The sequence below is a fragment of the Bacillus cereus group sp. BfR-BA-01524 genome (genome assembly GCF_022662595.1).
Classification (GTDB): Bacteria; Bacillota; Bacilli; order Bacillales; family Bacillaceae_G; genus Bacillus_A; species Bacillus_A thuringiensis_S.
This window is the reverse complement of record NZ_JAKUDW010000087.1, coordinates 1-21707: the sequence shown is the minus strand read 5'-3', so window position 1 is coordinate 21707 and position 21707 is coordinate 1. Positions and strand designations below refer to the sequence as shown.

The window sequence follows — 21707 nt, the reverse complement described above, 5'->3', positions numbered from 1 at the left end:
GGAATAACTGGTCCTACTGGGGGTACAGGTCCTACCGGAATCGGAATAACTGGTCCTACTGGCGCAACCGGTTTAGGGATCCTTCCCGTATTTGGAACAATAACTTCTGAAGTAGGAATCGGTTTTTCAGCAGTAGTTAATACAAATGTTAATTTTACCATTCCAGGACCTGCTAGTGGAACTACTATAAATCCATTAAATAATTCTATTACAATTGATACCACTGGCGTGTACTCTGTATCCTTTTCAATTGTATTTGTAATACAAGCTATATCGTCTAGTATATTAAATCTTACAATAAACGATTCCATTCAATTCGCAATCGAAACGCGAGTTGGTGGTGATTCTGGGGTAAGAGCTACATCCGCCAGAACTGATTTACTATCTTTAAATCAAGGGGATGTTCTTCGAGTACGAATAAGAGAAGCCACGGGTGACATTATATACTCCAATGCCTCTCTTGTTGTTATAAAGGTCGACTAACTCTTTTATTACAATAAAGATTCAGGAAAAATAAAGTGAAACTTTAATAAGCCCTCACCAATCGGACTGACCACAAATAGCGGGATAAATATGCACAATATAAAAAGAAGAGGAAGACTTATATTTCAGTCTACCTCTTCTTTTTCATCACCAAATTACTGCTGAACATATATGGAAACTGATCCTCCGCTTACTTGGAACTGTCCCCAACCATCCTTATTAATTGTTACAGTATTTGTTTGATTACCCGTAATATCGTACCATACTTCCCCTGCATTATTCTTTCCAACATCCATCCACTTTGACCCTCCTGGTCCATCAGAGATTAATGTTGCTAAACCAGAATTAGCATGTACACTATCACCTTCTCTTGTCCAGCCAATCACATCTGGATGATCAAAATAATCACGCTGCGTACCGTATGCAAAGTTTTTTCGTGCCGTCAAAATCGGATCAATTTTGTCCTTTAACGCTGGAATTTCATAATTACTATTTCCTTTTGTACCATAGTAATCACCATAGAAAACAGAAGGATATCCCTCTGCACGCGTTAAAATAAATGCATATGCCAACGGTTTGAACCAAGGGCTCACTACAGATTCCAATGACTGACCAGGCTGTGAATCATGATTTTCAACTAGAGTAACCGCAAGTGTAGGATGATTCGCAACTACCGTTCCTTTTAAAATATTTCTCATATCATAATTCCCATTTCCTGTTGAAGCATAATGAAAATTATAATGCAGTGGTGCATCGAACACAGATTGATTATAATTGACCTTCGCTAAATAATTATTTAAAGTCTGGATATCATTTTGCCAATATTCAGCTACTGTAAACATTTCTTTCCCCGTTTGCTGTCTAACATGATTTACCCAATCGCGCAAATATTCATGATCAATATGTTTAACAGCATCTAAACGAAAGCCATCTAAATTTAATTCCTTCGCATACCACGTTCCCCATTTTTTCATTTCATTCGCAACATCTGGATGATCAAAATCAAGATCCGCGTACATCAAATAATCATAATTCCCATTCTCGCTAGACACTTCCCAGTCCCACGCTTTACCTATGCCCCTAAATTTATAAATTCGGTTTAATTTCTTTCCTTCATCCCAATCTGTTCCGTCAAAATGATACCATTTCCATTTGAAATTAGAATAAGAATCTCCACGCCCTGGAAAGTTAAAGCCTGTCCACGCACTAATTTCATAATCACCTGATACTTCAATATTTCGATTGCTCGGGTCTACCTCAACTGCTGTGACAGTTTCCGTATAATCAGCCCCACCTTTATGATTCATAACTACATCACCGTATACATCGATGTTTTTCTTATGTAAAGCGTCAATTGCAGATTTCAATTGTGCTTTCGTCCCATATTTCGTCCGCACTGTTCCCTTTTGATTGAATTCCCCCAAATCATATAAATCATATGCTCCATATCCTACGTCATTTTGCGTAGTTCCTTTATATGCAGGTGGTATCCAAACAGATGTAATTCCTTTTTGCGCTAAATTTTCAGCATCAGTACGCAAACGGTTCCAATGATTCCCATCATTCGGAGCGTACCACTCAAAATACTGCATTAACGTTCCATTGTTAACTGTATCTGCATACGCCTTACTCTCCCCATATATACCAGGTAAAAACAAAACAACTGACAATCCGACTATTGTTATTCTTTTAAACATCTTTACACCATCCCCTTCCAAGAAAGCGTTTGCATAGTTTATCAAAATTATTATAATATTCGTTCCGTCGTTAGTAAAGTAGCAATCTCTCACTCTCCCACATTATTTTTAGTCTCACTTCAAATATTCAACGTAGTTTTAATTTCACATCCTATTCAAGATTGTTTACAATTTACCTATAAAAGCATAACGGAGGGATTTCTATGACAGACTTTCAAAAACAATTTTTCGCACGATTACATATAGAAGAAAAAGACACAGTTTCATTTGAAGATTTATCTAACATTATGTACGCAATGGCACAAACTGTTCCTTTTGAAAACTTAAATATTCTCGAAAAAAATTTTAAAGAAATATCAAAAGAAAATTTGAAAGAGAAAATTTTAGTAAATAACCGTGGCGGTCTTTGTTATGAACTCAATCCTACTATGTATTACTTCCTGAAAGATTCTGGATTCGATGTTCATCTCGTTTCAGGAACAGTTTATAACGCTGCAAACTCCATATGGGCTGTTGATTCTGGCCATATTGCAACCGTTTTAACACATCATAATGAACTTTATTTAATTGAAGTAGGATTCGGATCATACTTACCTCTTGCCCCTGTCCCTTTCTCAGGTGAAGTCATTCACTCTGTTACAGGAGATTATCGTATTCGTAAAGAAATGACCGAAAAGGGAAACTACATTTTAGAGATGCGGAAAAACAATGAGTTCTTGGATCAATCTTCTGCTGATGATTGGACGTTAGGCTATGCATTTTATATAGAAGAAGTGGATGAAGAAAAAGCAAATACAGCACAAAAAATTATAGTTGAACATGAAGGATCACCCTTTAATAAAGTACCTCTTATTGTAAAACTAACTGAAGATGGGCATGCCTCTTTAACGAAAGATAGCCTTACAGTAGCGAAAAATGGTGAAAAAATGAAAGAAACCGTTACAGACATGCAATATACAAACCTTTTACATTCAAAATTTGGAATTACACTATAAGTATGTAAGCCTTGTTATTTTAGCAAGGCTTTTCAATTTTCAGCAGGGATTTTTTGCAATTTGTTGTATTTCATAGTTATATAGAAATATAACTACATGTTTAGAAAGGAAATGATTATGACAGAACTTAAAGATCGATTACAAGTAGCTGATATAGAAAAATGGGATTTAACAGACATTTACCATACAATTGAAGATTGGGAAAGTGATTTTCATAAAATTGAAGTATTAACGAAGGAATTACACGAGTTTAATGGCACTATTCACGATGGCAATAGTTTATTAGCTTATTTAACGAAGAGTGAAGAAATTTCTAGCATAATATCTTTAATGTTCGCTTATGCACGATTACAATCTGACCTTGATACACGCGATACTGACGCGCAATCTCTTGTCGATAAAGTATCACAATTACACGTGAAAGTAAGTGCAGCTAAATCTTTCTTTTCCCCCTTCTTACTTAGCATAGACGAAAGCACATTACACTCTTACATAGAAGAAACAGAAGGCTTACAATATTATAAAGAAGACTTGTTTGAATTATACCGTTATAAAAAACACGTATTGAATAAGGACCAAGAAGAAATTTTATCACAGATGGGTGAAGCTCTTTCTTCTCCACAGCACACATTTGGTATGTTAAACAATGCAGATATATTATTTGGTGAAGTGACGACTGACGATGGAGAAAAAGTGAACTTAACACGCGGAATGTATGCAAAGTTAATAGAAGATACGAATCGTGAAAAGCGTAAAGAAGCTTATAAAGCATATTACAAACCATATGTTCAGTTAAAGAATTCCATCGCATCTACTTTATCCGCTGCTATTAAAAATAATGTTACCGTTTCGAAGCTAAGAAACTATCCATCAGCGCTAGAGAAATCATTATTTGGCGATATGGTTCCGAAAGAAGTATATGAAAACCTTATTGATACAACGAAAAAAAACATTCAAACATTACATACATACAATGAAATTCGAAAAGAAAAATTAAACGTAGATGAACTAAGACAATACGACTTAGGCGTCGATTTAGTAGAAGGTGCAAAACAAGACATCCCATATAGTGAAGCATTTGACATTATGATTGCATCACTAGCTCCTTTAGGAGAAGAATATATTGAGACATTAAAAAGTTTTAAAGATAAACGATATATAGACGTAAGAGAAACACCAGGAAAACGTTCTGGTGCTTATAACTTTGGTGTATATGGTGTTCATCCTTTCATTCTTTTAAATCATCACGATGATTTAAATAGCCTGTTCACTCTTACTCATGAATGCGGGCACGGTATGCATACGCACTATTCACATGGATACCAACCAAGAATTTCTGCACATTATTCTATCTTTGTGGCAGAAGTCGCTTCTACAGTAAATGAAGTGTTATTAATTCACTATTTATTAAAAGAAGCAAAAGAAACGAACGTGCGTAACCATTTAGTTAACCATTTTATTGAAAAATTCAAAGGTACTTTCTTTACACAAATTATGTTTGCAGAATTTGAAAAAATCACACATGAAATGGCGGAACAAGGTAAACCATTAAATGCACAAGTCTTCAGTGAAATTTATGAAAAACTATTTAAAGAATATAACGGTGATTCACTTGTATTTGATGAAGAAGTAAAATACGGATGGGCTAGAATCCCTCATTTCTACCGCCCGTTTTACGTATACAAATATGCAACTGGATTCGCATCTGCCATTCAAATCGCTGATAAACTATTAAGCGGTGATCCGAATGCTCAGAAAAATTATATTGAATTCCTGAAAGGTGGAAGTTCTGATTATCCACTAAACCTATTGAAAAAAGCTGGTGTTGATTTAACTACGCCAGAACCGATTGAAAGTGCATTGAAACAATTCACTCAACTTGTTGAGGAGTTTTCAGCATTATAAAAAGCATGCAGAGTATATGCTCTGCATGCTTTTTCATTTGAATTACTCTATTCTATATGCTGCTGCGTCACACAGTGAATCATACCACCATACGCATACAATTCATTCACATAAATACCGACAATTCTTCTTCCTGGAAACTGACCTTCAATAATTTGCAGCCCTAACTTGTCATGTTCATCGCCATATACAGGAACTAATACGACTTCATTACCAATATAAAAATTCAAATATGAACCCTTACAGTCTGCTTCTTTTACCACTTTTCTTGTTACTGGTACTGGAATGAGCTGAAATGGCTTTCCATCTATATTTTTCGCTCGTCGCAATTCTTGATAATGCTTTTCGTACGCCTCCAAAAGGTATGGCTCTCCTTCACCGAAAGGATCATATTCATACAGTATCGTATTTTCATTTACAAACCGTGCCGCGCCATCAATATGATAATCCGTATCTTCATCATAATTATCTTCTCCGCGTATACCAGTTATCCATATAAAATTCGTTACTCCTAAATATTTCGTTAACTCCATTTCAATTTCTTTCTGACTTAGTGTGGGATTTCGATTTTCATTTATAATAGACGTTTTCGCCGCCATTAAGGTCCCGTTTCCGTTTATCTCAATTCCCCCGCCCTCTAGACAGACACTAGATTCAACTTTTGGAATGCGATACATTTCACTTATTTTATTCGGAATATTAGCGTCTTTTTCGTACGGATATTTATTTCCCCAACCATTAAATATCCAGTGCGTTAGGCAGCGATTCCCTTCCTTATCCGTTACAAAGATTGGTCCGTTATCTCTTATCCAAATATCATCAGTTTCTTGAATTAAGAAATCAATTTTATCCATATTTACATTAGCTTCCATTAACTTCGATTGGACATGTATTTTCTCTTCTTCATCACATACAACAATATGGACATTTTCTCCATAGTGAAGCTCCTTTGCCATCGATATCCAAATATCATCTAACTTAGCTCTATAACCTTCACCTCTATGTGCTTTATCATGTGGCCATTGGAGCCATGTACCTTCATGTTTCTCCCATTCCGCAGGCATATAAAACAAACTATTTTCTATATTTCTCATACGTGTTCACCCCTTATATGAATGTACGTACAGTCTATACTTTGACATCGTGTTAAGGTCAACAGGAATATCTTCATTTACTTGTAGCAACTTTATAAGGTGACTCTTTATTTCGCCTTGTGATACACTACTTCTCCTTGTAAAACCGTCACTAATACTTTCGCATTTGGAATCTTATCGGCACTCATTTTAGTAATATCTTCATTTAGTAGTATCATATCAGCTGATTTTCCAACTTCTATCGAGCCAGTTATATTATCAAGCCCTAATGCTTTCGCTGGCTTAATTGTATAAGCATCAATAGCTGCGTATACATCAGACAAACCCTTTTCATCAATGCTTAATGCATTCGAAATCGTCACAAGCGGATTCAGTTCATTTACATCCCAATCACTACTAAGTGATACATTCGCACCGGTTTTCCAAATTCGCCCTAACGGCATAATTCGTTTCATTTGCTGATTTGTAAAATACGTACTTGCCCAGCTTTGTTTTGGATCTTCCGCAAAATCATGACCTACTTGAAAATCAGCGCTAATACCTAATTTAGCAAAACGATCTATATCACTATCTTCTACCATTTCCACATGCGTAAGTGTATACGGCTGTTTTGCGCCTTCTTTTTTCGCTGCTTCAATCGCATTTAAACTCTCTCTTACCCCACCATCACCAATTGTGTGAATGAGTGCACCGTAACCAATTTTATTAAGCTCTGTTAACCACCATTTCATTTTTTCTTCCGGAATATAGTTCAAGCCATACGGGGTTCCTTTAAACCACTCAAATTTATATTTTTCTAGTGTTTTTGCAGTACTATTAATACTAATTCCATCACTATACATTTTCACTTGATTAATAAGCATGCGGGATGACAGATCATCACGTTTAATTTTTTGGAAATACTCCATTTGTTCTGTTTCATTTAAATTTGGATATACCCATGGACGAAGTACTACTCGCGTTGTTAGCTTTTTTTCGTCATTTACTTTATTCCAAACTTCTAACCAACCTCGCTTCCAATAAAGACGTCCATCACCAACTGTAGTAATACCATTCTTCGCAACCTCATCTAAACCGTCTAACAAACCTTCATAATTTTTTTCAAAGAGATTTGGTTGAGAGTTCCATGCTTTTTCCATCACGATATCTCCTGCTGTATCATAAAGAATACCAAACGGTTCTCCTGTCTCGGAATCCCGAATAATCCTTCCACCTTGTGGATCTTTCGTATCTTTATTTATTCCAGCTAACTCGAGTGCCTTTGAATTAACCCATACAGAATGGGACGTTCTTTCCATAATTAATACTGGATTATTAGGAAATAACTCATCAAGAACTTGTAATGGGGTTTGTTGTTCTGATTTTTCGTCCATATCTTTTAACAGCTCTTCCAAACTGAATCCCGTTCCACTTATCCATTCGCCATCTTTCACACCTTTTTTACAAGCCTTTAAATACGAGCGTTGTTTTTGCAGAGAAGCATCTGATGAAACACTACAATTTCCTGCTGCTGGTGATTTCGCTTCAAATATATGATTATGATTGTCCACAAAACCAGGGAGGATAAAACGTCCTTCTAAATCCACCACTTTCGTATCTTCATTTATAAATGCCTCTACATCCTTGTTTGAACCAACAAATGTAATTTTCCCCTCTTTAACGGCTACAGCCTCTACGATATCTTGCTTTTCATTTGAAGTATAGATTGTACCATTTTTAAACACTACACTTTTAGGTAACTGATTAGGTAGTACAGCGCTACCACTCTCACCTTCTCCTACTCTAGAAGTACATGCCGAAATCCATACCATACTTAGAACTAGACAAATAATCATGATTGTTCTTCTCATATTCTCTCTCCTTTTTATTATGATAAATTGCTTTCGTACATAGAATAAGGATTGACATAATGTTAATGTCAATCCTTATTCTCATTCTATTTTCGTAACTAAAAAACAAATTTGTGTCACATACTCTTCTGCTAAACAATCACATTCAGGTCCCTTTATATAAACCTCATATGGCGAATTAACTATTACATACCCATTTTTTTCAACCCATTCTTCTAACGCTATATAAGCGTAACCTATATAGTCGTAACTTCCATAATGCATAGTAGTAACGATTTGATGTGGACTTAGTTTTTTCATTTCATATTCTTGTACTACGTCTTCATCATTCCCCTGCATAACCGGGATTCTTAATTCAATATCACTGTTACTTGGAATATATTCTTCATCATAAAAGACTGCAGATGGCGAACCGACTATTTGAAAATCATTTTTTTGTACCTCTTCATATAAGTCATAAAAATAATCATCCATATCATCTATATCTATTTTTACTCTTTGAGTAATTATCGTTACTTCATTCCTCATTCCCATTAATATATCGTAATTTCTATGACGAGCAATATTTAGACTACTATTCACCTTTACCATTTCATTCATTTCTGAAATAACCTGTAAATTTTGCTTCACTTCATGAGACAACTCGATAATTTGTGATTGTATATGTTGAACAAACGAATCTTGATCTGATGACTGCAAAACAATTTTAATTTTTGGAAGAGGAAATTTATACTCCCTTAGCTTTTTGATTTTCAACGCTACTTCCAACTGCCCTTGTTCATAATACCTATACCCATTAACCGGATTCACATATACCGGTTTTAATATCTCCTCTTTGTCATAATGTCTTAACATCCGCGTACTCATTTTACAAATCCGAGAAAACTCAGCGATGGTATACATATCAATACTCCTTGAATATATTTTCTTTTCATTACTTATTTATTAAAACCAATCAAAAATCTTCTTCATTGAAAAATCTTCATTCTGATTTTTTAATCTTCTCATTTTTGAAGGTAACAAATGACTTGGACAATACCATGTTAAACAATTCATTGCGCCTCCCATTGTTGATATTTCTCCTACATGAATTTGAATAACTTGCTTCTCCGTATACTGTTGAATATATCGTAAAACTTCCTCATCTTTAGCTAGTCCAAACTTAGGAACATAAAGAGCATCACATGATTCTAACATATTTATATACAACCCTTTTGCCGATGCTATCTCTTGATCATATTGTCCTTTCTCTGTATATGATGAAGGAACAACTATAAATGCAGCTTCTGGCATTTGTTCTTGAATAATCTCTTGAACACTATATCTAAATTCATGATCCCCTAAAAAATCACTAATAAACATTGTATGTTCATCAATAAATTTAACCATTCCGTCTGCGTGTGCTAGTACATCCCCTTCTTCAGCAGGAATAATAATAACTCGACTCACATCTAAATCACATTCTAACTGCTCAATAATTTCCTCTTCTGTCCAATCATCGTTATCATCAAATATACGTTCTGTTAATATTACGGTATCTTTTTTATTCCAAATAAGATTACCACCATCTAATATTAATGGGGATTTTACATATTCAAAGTCATTCTTTTTCAACCATTTATTAAATTGTTGATCTAAATATCGCCCTTGATCATCTGGCAAATAATTTGGTCGATATTTAAATTTAACTAGATGATTTGTGACAACCGGTGCAACATCTCTTAGCCAAATATCATCATACTCAAAACAGCTCGTATGAAAGTCTTGTTCTTCAACAGATAAAGATATAAGTTGATCCGCAATTGATTTCTTTTCATTTAAACATTCATTAAAGTAAATCAAGTCTTCATAAAATGGTTGATAATATTCATTCGATTCGTCTGGTATTGCAGTAAAAATAATGCCATTATGTTTTTGTTCCATATTATTTACCTCGCTTTTTAATAGTAGTTACATAACTGATTTCACAAAGCAAACTATTCCTAAATTTATATCTTTTTTCATTACAACTCATGCAACATGTACATTTCATGAATGGATTATAGCATGGAGAAATATTATATATTTATATAAAAAATATAAAGCTGACGTTAAGCCTTAAATTGACTCTTGACAAGTTTTTTAAATAACCTATTTTAAAACAACAATAAATGATTAAATGATTTTTTTATCACGATTCAAACCCATTACTTCTAATAGATCGTTTTGATTATATAGATTCACTAAATGCGCTTCTACTCCTATACAAATTCCTTCTAGCGGAAGATCATTTGGATCCTGACCAAAGGGATCTTCAATTTCAACCCCTATTGCTTCAATACCTATGAATGCAAAACTTATAAACGTAGTCGCAAGTACTGTAAACCAGCCGAGACTATCAACAAGACCAATCGGTAAAGTCGCACAAAATATAATCAATAAAATTTTTATATGAGCAAAATATGCAAAAGGAATAGGTGTTGTTTTGATACGATCACATCCCCCCACAGATGTAAGTAACGTATTCAAATCCGTTTCCATACTAATTATCGCATTTGGATGAATTTGCCCCGTTTTCAAACCTTTTGATAGTATAGTTTTTAACATAAAAACTATACTAATCGGTAAATGATTGGACTCAACCAAAAATGCTTTTTCCTTCTCAGAACAGACAGCAAGCAATGATTTCACTTCAGATAAATCTTTTTCCTCTCTCAAGTGTCCTTTCGCTAACTTTGGAAATGCAATTAATAGATGTAAAAATTTTATTTTTTCCTGCTCCATACTCTTCCCTTTAGAATCCCAATGACACAAAAAACTAATTGCTAAATTTCTAGTACAAGCACCAATCGTGCCAAACAGCTTTCTACCTTCCCAGTACCGATCATAGGCAGTATTCGTACGAAACACTAATAGTAATCCTAAAGCTCCTCCGACGATTACCCAGGGAGTCTGATTTATATTTATTTCTGTATAGTAATAATTAATCACAGCTACTATCGTTGAAATACACGTATATAATACGATTTGCGGGAAAATATCTCTTATAATTGTCCCTTTTAATGTAAATATTTGATGTAAACTATTTTGATTATTGTAATGAACCATATTTACAAAAACCTCTTTCTCTATTAACCTTTTATTCTTTTAAATCATGAAAGTATACAATTAAATAATAGAATCATAAATCCTATCATTATGAGGCTGGTTAAGATTATTTCTTTCAATACTGTTACTCCTTTTTTCAAAAAGATAAAATATCTTATTTAATTCAACAACAAATGTTCACTATTCTAAATCCCGACGCATCATTTTAGAATTCGCAATGAACAACGCACTAATTAATACAAAAATTGCACAGGCATATAACAATAAATCTAACGGACTATCGTCATCTATAATAATAAGACGAACAATAGCTGTTATACCTATATATATAAAATATCGTAATGGAAAATGAAAATTCATTTGAAAATACTTTATAATCATTACGATGAATTCGAAGTACAGAAAGAATACGACGATACTATCAATTAAATGATAACTAGATTCATTACCATCCAATTTCAGTTCTTGTATAAACTGAATGACTTCTTTCATAAGAAATACACTTAGAACAACCCCTAAGCAAATTAAAGCTACATTTAAAATGTACTGTAAAACGATAGGGAAATACGAAAACACTATTTTAAAATTCTTTAACACAAACATTTTTCTCCTTTACCATATAAAACGAAAAGCGAACATACACTACAATTCAATTATCATTATATTTAATTTTTATTTTTACAAATAATAAGGAACGACAAAATAGGTAAAGATAAGATTTCACCTATTTTGTCTATATAGCAGCACAACGAAATTACAATTAATTACTTCAATGCAATTGGTTGTTGTTGTGTCACACAATGAATCATACCGCCGTTTTTATACAACTCTCTCACATCAATACCGACTACTTTACGATCTGGGTATAACTTCTGAATCGTATCGTTTGCGATTTTATCATTCGGATCATTATAATTAGGCACTAATACAACTGTATTCCCAATATAATAATTGATATACGATCCCTTATAATCGAGAGTTTTTCCATTCTCTAAAGCAACCTTTTCTTTACTAAGCGGCAAGTATTCATACTTATATTTCTGTCCTGAAGCATTTTTGGCATCTAACAATGTATCCATATCTTTATTGGATAAACCCCATTCAGCTAGGTCATCTTCTTTCATCGTTACAATGGTAGATTTATTATGGAATTTAGCAAATCCATCAATATGAAAGTCCGTAATATCTAAATTAGGTACTCCATCTAACCAAATAAAGTTTGATACCCCAAGATCACTTATATATTTTTCAATTTCCTTTTCTGATAAATCAGGATTTCTATTTTTATTCGTTACCGCACTTCGAGTTAATAACGCAGTCCCATTGCTGTCTAATTCAATTGCGCCGCCTTCAAGGACAAATTTTCCCCAATCAATTCTTTCAATTCCTGATTGCTTACTAACATTCTTACGTATTTGAGCATCATTTTTATAAGGTGTCTTCTTCCCCCAACCATTAAATGCTGGATCTAATATTTTGAGATTTTTGTTGCTGTCATAAACAAAAATTGGTCCACTGTCCCTTGCCCATACATCATCAGTAGGCGCGATAAAGAAATCAATCTTCTCCATATTTAACCCTTCATCTGTTAAAAGCTTATTGATTCTTTCTTTTTCTTCCTGGTCATATGCAACAATGTGGACTTTCTCACCCTCAGTTAAAGCACTTGCCATCTTAACCCAAATAGGTTCAACTTCCTGCTTATACTCTTCGCCATATGTGTACTCATGTGGCCATTGCAGCCATGTACCTTCATGTTTATCTTTTTCATCTGGCATCGTATATTTCCCAGCATTTTTCTGTACCTCTACTTTTTCTCCTTCTTTCCCTTTAACATTTTCATTGTTACCCTCAAAAGAGCATCCACTAATAATCGTTGTAGATAATGTAGCTATTAAACAAAACTTTATTGCCTTTTTCATTTTTTCAACCTCCTGTTCTTGTCTCCAATAATGTAAAGCTTCACATAGTGTGAAGCTCAAGCTTTTTTATCAATGTAAAAATTACCAATTGTTCTTTGCATTACTTATCATTTAACTACCTATTTAGATTTATTCAAATGCCAATCACCTTTTTTACCTATTTATCCCGCTATTTATGGGCAGTAAGACCCCCACCTCAAAATTCAGTGGAAGCAAAGAAGTTAGGTGGGAGATGAACACACCCCACTAATTAAAGTTTCACTTTATTCAGTAAGTAAAACTTTACAAAATAAAAAAATCGGTATTGATAATTACATATCAATACCGATTTTTTATAATTATTTTCCTTCTATTAAATCATTCGCCATTTTCCTAAATTCTTGATTAAATGCATCATTCATACCATTTTGGACGTTAGAAAATAATATGACAAATGTTCGTTTATCCCAGTTAAAATTATTAAAAGTGTTCCAGCCAGCTAATACACCGTGGTTATGATAATAATCTGGGTAAATATAGAAACTAAATCCATATTTTCTTGCAGGTGATGCAGAAAACATATCTGATACACTTTGTTTAGAAAGTAGTTTACCATCCATAATAGCTTCATCTAACTTTTTCATATCTTCAACAGTCGTATACATTTCACCACAACCATACAGCCAGTTCATTTTTAAGCGAGGCGTGGCTATTAACTTATTATCTTTTTTCGTATACCCTTCTGCTAAGAAAATATCTTCTGGGAGTGTTGCGCCCATTCCAGATTCATGCATTTCAACAGGAGTCAAAATATTTTCTTTCACATATTCAGCAAGTGGTTTATTCGATATTTTTTCTACAATATATGCAAGCACCATATAATTATAATCTGTATATTTCCATCCTGTCCCTGCTGGAAATTGTAACGTTTGTGCCCCAATCCATGTTACTAATTTTAACCGTGATGCTGCGTCAACACTACCTTGTCCCTGTTCTGGTAATCCAGACGTATGTGTTAACAAGTTTCGTAACGTAATGTTTTTATCTGCCGGAAACGATGGGATATATTTATTTACATTGTCTTCAATGTTCAACTTCCCTTTTTCTTTTAGTTGCATAATAGATATTGCAACTACTGTTTTCGTAATAGACCCAATGCGATATTTCGTTCTTGGCGTCGTTAATACTTGATCTTTCACATTCGCATAACCGTAGCCTTTTCGTAAAATGACATGATCTTTACTTGCTACAAGAACACTCCCATTAAATCCTTTATCTTTTAAGTACTGATCTAGTTTTCCAGCTGCAATTTCATAACGCTTTTTCTCATTCGCATCAACTTCCTGCTTAACATCTTTTTGCTTACTATTTACATTAGAAAATGCCTTTGCATCATATTTTTTTCCTTTATTTGCATGTATTAGTGTAACAACACTTCCACAAAAAACAGCAAAAATAAAGAAAACGATTAACCATTTCTTTAACATACTAGGAACCCTCTTTTATCTAGTTTCACTTAACGTAGATCCATTCTATTTTATATCTTTTAATTATCAAGTATATTATAATATTATTTAATATTCACTCTGTTAAAACTAGATTCCTTTTTCTCATTTTCAATTTTTACTACTCTCTATTGTATTTCTTTCTTGCAAAATTTCCAACATACAATCGGATGCATTACACTATAATTTCAAATTCTTTTGTAACATTTGTTATATACTAAAAAGAATGGAGATGTAATATGAAAAATACCGATAAACGCAATCGTTTAGATGATAAGATGTTTCATTATCGGATAACAAAAAACAACATGGTATCAATTGAATATTACGGAAAACAAATTATAACATTAAAAGGAAATGATGCTGAAAAATTTTTAAATAAAATAAATCATGCAAATAACGATAAAGAAAAACAGCTAATTATGGCTAAAATTACAGGTAATTTCAAAAGAGGTAATGAACGAAATTGAAAACGAATCTCATTTACATTTTGATTATACAACAAATAAAAAAAGAAATGTCGCTCATTCAACATTTCTTTAGACTTTCTTCATAAAAAATTTACATTGCTAACATTCCTTCATTTTCTATACTTCCTATATAAGCTAACCGCTGAAATAGTTAGTAATACAACTATGCATAACCACGCGTACGTATATCCCTTCTTATCTACAATATAACCAAATAAAGCAGGCGCAACAATAATGGCAATTTGATTTAATGTAAGTGCAAAACTCACTGTCATCCCTACCGATTCTTCACTTGCTGATTCTGAAACTTCAGCTATAAAAAGACTAAACCATCCAATTGAAAAGAACCCTAACAATGCACTTACACCATACAATACATTCGTTATTGTATGTATGCTCATTACTAATATTAGAATGAAGAAAATAGAAATACAAACAGTTATAAATAAAGGGGTCCGCCGATTCCCCTTATAAAACAAATCACTAGTAGCTGCTAATATAACCCTACCAACCATTCCAGAAAAGAACATAACGGAAAATACTTTTCCGGCTAAAATTGGTGTAATTGATTGTTCTGTTACTAAAAATTTTATAAAATGTCCAACTAACACCATTTGCAATGAAATCATACAAATACCAGTTATATAAATTGCATACAACTCTTTTTTACACATCACTTCTTTTAACTGCATCCAAAAAGAAAGTTTAATACGTTCTTGTTTAACTTTCTCCTGAATATATGGTTCCTTATAAAATATAAAAAATAAAAACCCTCCAATTATACAAATGCATGCAATACTATTTACCGCATAAGCCATATTATATTTTATTGTAAGAAACGGGATTAATACTCCCGCTAACGTGCCACCAATCGGTATACCAGCTTGTCTAATCCCTATCGCTAACCCACGATTTTCTTTTCGGAACCACTTCATTATCACCTTACTTCCTCCTGGCTGCGAAACACTATAAAATGTTCCTACTAATAAAAGTACAAAGAGTAACCCATTAAATCCGTTGACCATATTAGTCAGTAAAAACGAACCTCCTAGTAAAAATGAATTTATCGAAATTAACAACTTTTCATTGTATTGATCAAGTAGCCGCCCAACAAAAAGCATACAAAATAGCGGTCCTATATTTACAACACTTACTAACAATCCACCCTCCGTATTCGTAAGTGCATATTCTTCTTTCCAAAATAAACCAAATGATCCAACACCATACGTTATAAGGGTCGCTGTTGTTTGAGCAACTGTCGCTAAAATTAACATAACCCACTTATAAGTACTATTCACCCTTTCTTCCATCAACACAATAATCCCTCCATCCCCTTCCATTGTATGAAAGTTCTGATATCATATAAAATAAAGATTTATCATGTAATCCATCAAAAAAAATGATACCTTTTATGGAGGGATGATACTTGGATATAAAAGATTTAACTGTATTTTACGAAGTTGCGAAAGAAAAAAACATATCTCACGCAGCTAAAAATTTAAACTACGTACAGTCTGGCGTAACAATGCGTATGAAACAACTAGAAAAGGAATTAGGTGTACCTTTATTTTACCGAAACGGAAAAGGTGTAACTTTAACTTCTAACGGTGAGATTTTATTAACATACGCTAAACAAATTATCCACTTAATGGATGAATCTGTTAAAGCAGTTCAAAGTAATGGGATCGAACCAAGGGGCACTTTAAAAATTGGATGTACAGAATCTACAACCGCTTTAAGACTTCCATCTATATTAACGGCCTATTATGAGAAATACCCAAAAGTCGAATTGATTTTAGAATCAAATACGACGGAACAATTGATTAGGTTTGTAATAGAACGAAAACTGGACGGAGCGTTTATAGCTGGCTCTACTCAGCATGCTGAACTTCATACAAATATATTTCGTGAAGAAGAATTAGTTCTCATTAGCAAAAAGCCTTTATCTTCCTTTAAAGACATAGGAGACATGAATTTACTTGCATTTAGTCACGGGTGCTATTATAGAAATTTATTAGAAAATTGGCTTCAAGAAGAAGGAATTTCACCTAAACGAGTATTAGAGTTTGGAACAATTGAAGCGATACTCGCATGTGTAAAATCAGGTATGGGCGTAGCAATTATGATGAAGTCTATTTTAAATGGTCATAAACATGACATATCATTCAATCCTTTGCCAAATAGCTTCAAAAAAGTTCCTACTACTTTTATTACTAGAAAAGATATATATCACTCTGCTGCATTACAAAAATTTATGGAGATGACTCTCAATGCGTGAAAAGAAAATACGTGGTATGAAACGAAAAACAAACACTATGATAAAGCGAATTGAGGAACATTCAAAAACGTTCCCTTCTACTTTCTATAACGATGAATATTGGAATATGCTATTGCCAGTTTCGCAAGCTTTTATTGACTCTCGTAAAACACCTAGAAAAGTAAAGCGATTATGTATTCAAACCTTATTAAATCAAGCAAATCATTTAATAAATATGAAACCGAGCAATACACATACATATCGAGTTGTTGTTTTGATTTCTATAAATAATTTGTGGGATTCGCAAATCATTATATTTAAAAATGAGGACTACTTTCATAATTTCTTTAATAGAAATAGTGAATTTCAAAAATGGATTCTTCTTTCAAATGAAATTGATTTTGGGGAGACATGGGAAATGTCAGTTTGTCATTCCTTCAAAACGCTTCACTTTCAAGAAATTATTTATGATGAAGATGAATTCTATGAAAAAGAGATTCTGTTTATCGGGGAATTAAATTAAAAAGGGTATACCTAAAACACTGGTATACCCTTTTTCACTTATTTCCCCTTCAATACACTATGTAATCGATCCGGATAATTTGTAAACATTCCTGTAGCACCCCATTTGATTAACAGTCTCATATCTGGTTTCTCATTAATTGTATAAGGGTGAATTAACAGTCCATTTTTCCTAGCCATTTTCATATATGCCTCATCAATAATTAGTTCTCCGTTATCATTACGTAAGTTTGGTCCAATACCAGCTGCATACTTTTTAATTTCTTGAAAATCATCATTTGTTACACTTTTCGGTTCATGTGTAATGCCAGACCATTCGACAATTTCATTGTTTTCATTTGGATAATACCAAAGCAATTGAACTAACGGAATATTTTCATTCATACTATGAATCTTTTTCAAACTATCTTTACTAAATGATTGAATCATAACACGGCTAGAAGACATGTTTTGACCTACTAAATTATATTTTTGTAACAACGCCAACAATTTCTCTTCCATTCCTGGATACACATCTGGTGATTTTGTTTCAATATAATACTTCATACTTCTTCCATACTTTTGGAAGATTTCTTCAAGAGTTGGAACCTTTTGCCCAACATACTCTTGCTTAGCCTTTTCTGGATACGCTTTATTAAACCATGATCCAGCATCTAAACTCTTTATTTCGCTTAACGTTTTATCACGTACTTCGCCTGTTCCATTTGTAGTGCGATCAACTGCTGTATCATGCATTGCAATTAATTGACCATCCTTTGTTAATTGAATATCTAACTCTAAATAATCCGCTTTCATTTTTTTCACTAAATCATAAGAAGCAAAAGTATGCTCAGGTGCATGTCCACTTGCTCCGCGATGTGCAATATTTAAAAACTTATTCGTATTCCACTCATGCTTTCCTTCTGACTTTGCATGAACAGCTCCCCCAGCAAAGATGCTTCCCATCGTAAAGAAAATAACTAATACGCTAATAATTTTTCTCATCCTTCAAACCCTTCCTACGTTGCAAATTTCAACAAGCTAATGAGATTTACACGAAATAGAAAACATACTTTCATTATTTTTATAAACCTATATTAAAATTCCAATCTTACAATTATACTTTCTCTATATTATTTAATATAGAAAACTAGTATTATCCTATTTAATCTCTATAGCCCTCCTTTTCACATGTAACTCCCTATTATGCACGGTTCATTCAATAAAAAAAGCCATAAATTATTTAGAATACACTCCTGTATCCTTAAATAAATTTATGGCTTTTCTCAAATATCTCCGGCCTCTATTAACTTGTCGAATTTAATCATATCAAACCTATTGAAATTTGTGAATATTATTTTAAGAGATAATCTTTACGCTAAAGCAGCTGGCGCCATTAATTGTGGCCCTTTCCCCGTACGCGCCAATACCCAATCATCGTAATACCACATTTCTGTCTGACGGCGGCTCATCATATAATCCCAGCGTACTTCGCGCTCAAATTCAATGATTTGTCCTTCTCCGCCAATTGTTACCCAGTTGAAACTGCCGTTATGATGCATCATTTTCACCCACAAAACAGGGAAAGTAACAATTTCTCTTTCCTCTTTATACTGTCTCGTTTGTTTTTCTATGCGTAGTAAAGTTAAACCACTTGCATATTGTTGATCAACCTTTTCCATTACATCCATCGCTATTTTTTCCGCCTCATCTTTATGAGGTAATGTATTAGCGTATACCGGCATCATACTCGTATAGCTTAATAAACGCTTACCATTTTGAGAAGTAATAATTGTAATGTGAGCACCGCCGTAATGTAACGGCTCCTCTGCTTGATAACGCTGAATGGCAACATTCACACCGTCACGTAATTCATTATGTTCCCGTACTAATTTTACATACTTCGGAATTGGTAATACCAACGCAACTTCCTTACTACAATTTTGAAAAATATTATATTGATTCGTCATCTAACATTTCTCCCTTATATATAATTTTTCTGGAACATGCGTCAGGAATTCCGTTAGTTCTCCAGCATAATATACATATAATTCATGCATAGCCCTCGTACATGCTGTGTAAAACAAATTGCGTTCAGACTCTCTATAGTAGCTGGATTTAGAAGCATCAAATATAATAACAACATCAAACTCTATCCCTTTCGCCAAATAAGCTGGAATAACAACAACGCCTTTCTCATAAGTTGTATTCTCTTGTTGCATAAGATGGGCATGTAATGTATCCCCTATTAGCCCTATCACTTTCATACATTCTTCATTTGTTTTACAAATGATTGCAATTGTTTTATGTTCTTTTTCTTTTAACTCTTTCACCTTAAGCACCATATTCTCTACACGCTCTCGTTCATCACTTACTTGTATATAAACGGGCTTCTTACCATCCCTGTTAAAAGCTTCAATATCATTTCCATTTAAAATCATACACTTTGTAAATTCAATTATCGGTTTTGTCGATCGATAACTACGGTTAAGCTGGACTATTTCTACCTTACGATCTGCAAATAATGTGGAGACGATATTGTTCTCTCTATTAAGATCATGAGAGAAAATATTTTGATTACAATCACCAAGTAACGTCCATCTCGCCTTCGGAAATAGTCGTTTTAAAAATACTAATTGAAAAGGTGTATAATCTTGCATTTCATCAACGAATACAAACTTCACAAGATGATTCGTTTTAAACCCTTCCAGTAATTCTTTTAAAAACAAATACGGCGTAGCATCTTCATTTGCTAGTTGTTTGTTCTTCAAACGCTTCACCGTTTGCTTACATATATCTTCCCAACAATTTGGTACGAAAAGATCTTTCTGAATGCTTTCAAATAACTGCTCAAAAATCGCAGTATGATTTATAAAAGCATATTTTTTCACCTTTCTACGTAACGAACGAAAATGTTTCTTCACTACATATTTCGTTAATAGCTCATGTTCCTTCTCATAATAATCAAATTGATTATCTTTCTCTAATTTTTCATATAAGCGATTGTAATCTTCTTTATTTAAATACTGAATTTCTCGTTCCACCCAATCTTTTTTCGCTTCTATCTTTTCAAATTCATGTAACTTCTGAAGAATCCATTCCATTGTAAGTTGCATTCGATTCGGTATAGCAATAGAAATATCTAAACTATAAAAATATTCACATATGGATTTTGCCTCTATGAGCACTTCACCTTTACATGTAACATCATGAAAGTGTAAACCTTTTTCACTTAAGCTTCTCGCGTATTTCTCAAGTAGTCCCATAAATTCAACTGAGGATTTATACCGAATTCCTTTCACTCTAGTTTCATACGTACTTTCATGCTTTTTCGTTAAAACGTATTCTAACTGCGCGAATGAATCTTCTACAGTAAAGCTTTTTCCAATCATATGTTCCACATACGATTGGAAAGTCGTTTGTTGCATATTCTCTTCCCCAAGCTCTGGTAAAACATTCGCGATATAACTATTGAACAACTCATTCGGAGAAAACAGTAAAATTTGATCCGCATGAACTATCCCGCGGTAACGATACAATAAATAAGCAACACGCTGCAGTGCTGCTGAAGTTTTCCCACTCCCAGCAGTCCCTTGCACAATTAACACATCACTTTTATCATTTCGAATAATTTGATTTTGTTCCCTTTGTATTGTCGCTACAATACTTTTCATTTGTTCACTTGCATTGCGTCCAAGTACTTCTTGTAATAATTCATCACCTATCGTCACACCTGTATCAAACATACTTTGAATCGTTCCGTTTCGAATCATGTATTGACGTTTTAGAAGCAAATCGCCTGAAATCGTACCAATAGGCGCTTTATACTGTGCCCTTCCTAAAGTGTAATCATAATAAAGACTCGAAATAGGTGCCCGCCAATCATATACTAAAAACTCATCACTTTCTTTATCATAAAAAGAGCCGATACCAATATACATTTCATCGGTATCCGCTTCAGC

The 21707-nt window shown here is 33.6% G+C and carries 19 protein-coding genes; 6 read left to right on the top strand and 13 right to left on the bottom strand.

The genetic code is table 11. The features are described from left to right. The coding region (gene betA / locus MR170_RS23780; protein ID WP_242309580.1) for a collagen-like exosporium glycoprotein BetA at positions 1–483 on the top strand (483 nt) is incomplete at its 5' end. Between the two features lie 155 nt (positions 484–638). Here betA and amyS read toward each other — a convergent pair. Continuing rightward, positions 639–2180 carry an alpha-amylase gene (gene amyS / locus MR170_RS23775; protein ID WP_242309578.1) on the bottom strand — a complete coding sequence of 514 codons (1542 nt, stop codon included), beginning with the start codon at positions 2178–2180 and terminating at the stop codon, positions 639–641. Between the two features lie 203 nt (positions 2181–2383). On the opposite strand from amyS, the gene MR170_RS23770 reads away from it, so the two are divergent. After that, a complete protein-coding gene (locus MR170_RS23770) occupies positions 2384–3175 on the top strand; it encodes an arylamine N-acetyltransferase family protein (RefSeq protein ID WP_242309576.1) in 792 nt (263 codons plus the stop codon). Positions 3176–3292: 117 nt separating this feature from the next. Next, positions 3293–5080 carry an oligoendopeptidase F gene (gene pepF / locus MR170_RS23765; protein WP_242309574.1) on the top strand — a complete coding sequence of 596 codons (1788 nt, stop codon included), beginning with the start codon at positions 3293–3295 and terminating at the stop codon, positions 5078–5080. Between the two features lie 47 nt (positions 5081–5127). Here pepF and MR170_RS23760 read toward each other — a convergent pair whose 3' ends face one another. From MR170_RS23760 to MR170_RS23725, 8 genes are all read right to left on the bottom strand, one after another. Then, positions 5128–6174, bottom strand: coding sequence for an agmatine deiminase family protein (locus tag MR170_RS23760; protein ID WP_224980001.1), 1047 nt, complete (start codon positions 6172–6174; stop codon positions 5128–5130). Between the two features lie 107 nt (positions 6175–6281). After that, complete coding sequence (locus MR170_RS23755) at positions 6282–8024, bottom strand: amidohydrolase (RefSeq protein WP_242309572.1); 1743 nt, start codon at positions 8022–8024, stop codon at positions 6282–6284. 81 nt (positions 8025–8105) lie between these two features. Continuing rightward, positions 8106–8927, bottom strand: coding sequence for a MerR family transcriptional regulator (locus MR170_RS23750; protein WP_242309570.1), 822 nt, complete (start codon positions 8925–8927; stop codon positions 8106–8108). A gap of 42 nt (positions 8928–8969) precedes the next feature. After that, positions 8970–9947 carry an agmatine deiminase family protein gene (locus MR170_RS23745; RefSeq protein ID WP_242309568.1) on the bottom strand — a complete coding sequence of 326 codons (978 nt, stop codon included), beginning with the start codon at positions 9945–9947 and terminating at the stop codon, positions 8970–8972. 231 nt (positions 9948–10178) lie between these two features. After that, the gene (locus MR170_RS23740) at positions 10179–11111 is read right to left on the bottom strand and encodes a bestrophin family protein (protein WP_242309566.1); all 933 of its coding nucleotides are present in this window, start codon (positions 11109–11111) and stop codon (positions 10179–10181) included. A 180-nt stretch (positions 11112–11291) separates the two neighbouring features. Continuing rightward, positions 11292–11708, bottom strand: a complete 417-nt coding sequence (gene psiE, locus MR170_RS23735; RefSeq protein WP_242309564.1) for a phosphate-starvation-inducible protein PsiE — start codon at positions 11706–11708, stop codon at positions 11292–11294. A 167-nt stretch (positions 11709–11875) separates the two neighbouring features. Continuing rightward, positions 11876–13033 carry an agmatine deiminase family protein gene (locus MR170_RS23730; RefSeq protein ID WP_016080772.1) on the bottom strand — a complete coding sequence of 386 codons (1158 nt, stop codon included), beginning with the start codon at positions 13031–13033 and terminating at the stop codon, positions 11876–11878. A gap of 338 nt (positions 13034–13371) precedes the next feature. Then, positions 13372–14499, bottom strand: a complete 1128-nt coding sequence (locus MR170_RS23725; RefSeq protein ID WP_029442921.1) for a serine hydrolase domain-containing protein — start codon at positions 14497–14499, stop codon at positions 13372–13374. Between the two features lie 257 nt (positions 14500–14756). Between MR170_RS23725 and MR170_RS23720 the strand changes: the two genes are divergently transcribed. Next, a complete protein-coding gene (locus MR170_RS23720) occupies positions 14757–14987 on the top strand; it encodes a hypothetical protein (RefSeq protein WP_050844380.1) in 231 nt (76 codons plus the stop codon). Between the two features lie 110 nt (positions 14988–15097). On the opposite strand, the gene MR170_RS23715 is transcribed toward MR170_RS23720, so the two are convergent. Then, complete coding sequence (locus MR170_RS23715; RefSeq protein WP_242309562.1) at positions 15098–16327, bottom strand: MFS transporter; 1230 nt, start codon at positions 16325–16327, stop codon at positions 15098–15100. 86 nt (positions 16328–16413) lie between these two features. Here MR170_RS23715 and MR170_RS23710 point away from each other — a divergent pair, with 86 nt between their 5' ends. Next, positions 16414–17265, top strand: coding sequence for a LysR family transcriptional regulator (locus MR170_RS23710; protein WP_242309560.1), 852 nt, complete (start codon positions 16414–16416; stop codon positions 17263–17265). Next, positions 17258–17767: a DUF3916 domain-containing protein gene (locus MR170_RS23705; protein WP_242309558.1), complete on the top strand. Its 510-nt coding sequence runs from the start codon at positions 17258–17260 to the stop codon at positions 17765–17767. Before MR170_RS23710 ends, MR170_RS23705 begins: the two co-directional genes overlap by 8 nt. Before the next feature lie 38 nt (positions 17768–17805). Here the strand turns inward: MR170_RS23705 and MR170_RS23700 are convergent, their stop codons facing one another. From MR170_RS23700 to helD, 3 genes are all read right to left on the bottom strand, one after another. Continuing rightward, positions 17806–18750 carry a glycerophosphodiester phosphodiesterase gene (locus MR170_RS23700; protein WP_242309556.1) on the bottom strand — a complete coding sequence of 315 codons (945 nt, stop codon included), beginning with the start codon at positions 18748–18750 and terminating at the stop codon, positions 17806–17808. A gap of 368 nt (positions 18751–19118) precedes the next feature. Continuing rightward, positions 19119–19715, bottom strand: a complete 597-nt coding sequence (locus tag MR170_RS23695) for a hypothetical protein (protein WP_016080765.1) — start codon at positions 19713–19715, stop codon at positions 19119–19121. Beyond that, on the bottom strand, positions 19716–21707 hold a 1992-nt coding region (gene helD / locus MR170_RS23690), incomplete at its 5' end, for an RNA polymerase recycling motor HelD (RefSeq protein ID WP_242309554.1).